The sequence below is a fragment of the Streptosporangium minutum genome (assembly GCF_002149035.1).
Classification (GTDB): Bacteria; Actinomycetota; Actinomycetes; order Streptosporangiales; family Streptosporangiaceae; genus Streptosporangium; species Streptosporangium minutum.
Map to the genome: position 1 here is coordinate 1 of NZ_NGFP01000492.1, position 1,629 is coordinate 1,629.

Below are 1,629 nucleotides of genomic sequence, written 5' to 3' on the forward strand. Positions count from 1 at the left end.
GGCCCTGGCGCACAGCCGGGGCATCATGCACCGCGACGTGAAACCGGCCAACATCATGCTCGCCCACGACGGCGGTGTAGAGGGTCGCGCCCAGGGACCACAGGTCGGCCGCCGGGCCGTCGCCGGTGCCGCGCAGCCGTTCCGGGGCCATGTAGCCGGGGGAGCCGACCAGCGCGTCCGGGGAGGTGAGCTGGACGTCCCCCTCCAGCGTGGCGATGCCAAAGTCGGTCAGCAGCACTCCGCCGTCGTGGGCGAGCATGATGTTGGCCGGTTTCACGTCGCGGTGCATGATGCCCCGGCTGTGCGCCAGGGCCAGCGCGTCGAGCACGGCCAGGCCGATCGCGGCCGCCCGCTCCGCCGGGAGCGGCCCGTCCTGGCGGATCACCTGGGCCAGGGAGCGGCCCCGGATCAGGTCCATCACGATCCAGGGACGGCCGTCCTGGGCGACGACGTCGTGCACGGCCACGATGGACGGGTGGCCCAGCCGGGCGGCGGCGCGGGCCTCGCGGAGGGTGCGCTCCCGCATCTCGGTACGCTGCGCCTCGGGGAGACTCGGGTCGAGTTTGACCTCCTTGATCGCTACCTCGCGGTGGAGCAGCTCGTCCTGAGCCCGCCAGACCACGCCCATGCCACCCGCGCCGAGCTGCCCCAGCGCCCGGTAGCGGCCCGCGAGCACGGGCAGTGGCTGATCAGCCATCGGTCTTCAACGACTGGGCGAGCCAGCGGGCGACCTTCTGGGCGTCCGCCGCGATCCTGCCGTCGCGGTCGTTCTTGACGCCGCCCCGTTCGTACTCGACCTGGGCGATCAGGTTGCCGACCCGGAAGAGCACGGTCGCCTTGTAGGAGCCGCCGTAGAGGTTGATCGAGTTGTAGCCGCCCGTGGTGAAGGCCTCCTCGCCTATCCCCTTCAGGCTCTGGGGCGGCGCGGGCTTCGGGGTCGCGAACTTGCCGCGCTCCACGAGGTCCGTCCGCTTGCCGGACAGATACTCCTTCGCCCGCTCGACCCCGGAGGCGTCCGGCTTCTGGGCGACCAGCCGCACGCGGAGGTCGAACTTCTCCGGGCTGGGCTTGCGCCAGTCATGCTGGTTGAGCCAGTCGCACGCGCCGGGCTCGACCTCGGAGCTCCTGAACCCCGGCACGACCTCGTTCGCCTGCTTGTCGTCGAGCAGGCTGCAGGCGCGGGGCGCGGTGGCGAACAGGCCCTTGGCCCCGGCGGCGGGTGCGGCGGCGGCGTCGTCCTCGCCGGAGTCGCCGCCCGGTGAGGCGAGCAGGACGCCGACGGTGACCGCCATGCCGAGGAGCAGGACACCGGTCAGCGCCACGACCGGGCGGGGCACCAGCACCCCGGCTCGCCGGTCGGAGCGTCCCGCCGGTCCGACGGGACTGGTCGGGCCCGTCGGTTCGCCCCACGCCGCAGAGGCGGGGAGCACCTCGCGTGCACTGCCGGGGACCGGGACGAGTTCCTGGGAGGCGGGAGCGCCGGAAGGGGGCGGGGCCCGCAGGGGAGACCTCGGCCCGTGCGGATCCGCGGGGATCGGCGTGATGACCGCCGGATCGGAGGCGCCCCGGGGCGGCATGGTGTCCGCGGAGTCGAGGACGGGCTGGGGCGGCGAGGCCGCCTCCGGGGTG

Annotated in this window: 1 protein-coding gene and 1 pseudogene; both read right to left on the reverse strand. The window is 73.9% G+C overall.

Going from position 1 to position 1,629, the window contains the following annotated elements; genetic code table 11:
* Positions 1 to 697 (reverse strand): serine/threonine-protein kinase (locus CA984_RS43945; RefSeq protein ID WP_133061991.1); only part of this gene is annotated, 697 nt, incomplete at its 3' end.
* A pseudogene (locus tag CA984_RS46925) lies at positions 690 to 1,629 on the reverse strand (hypothetical protein); the annotation flags it as partial. The pseudogene CA984_RS46925 and the gene CA984_RS43945, both read right to left, overlap by 8 nt.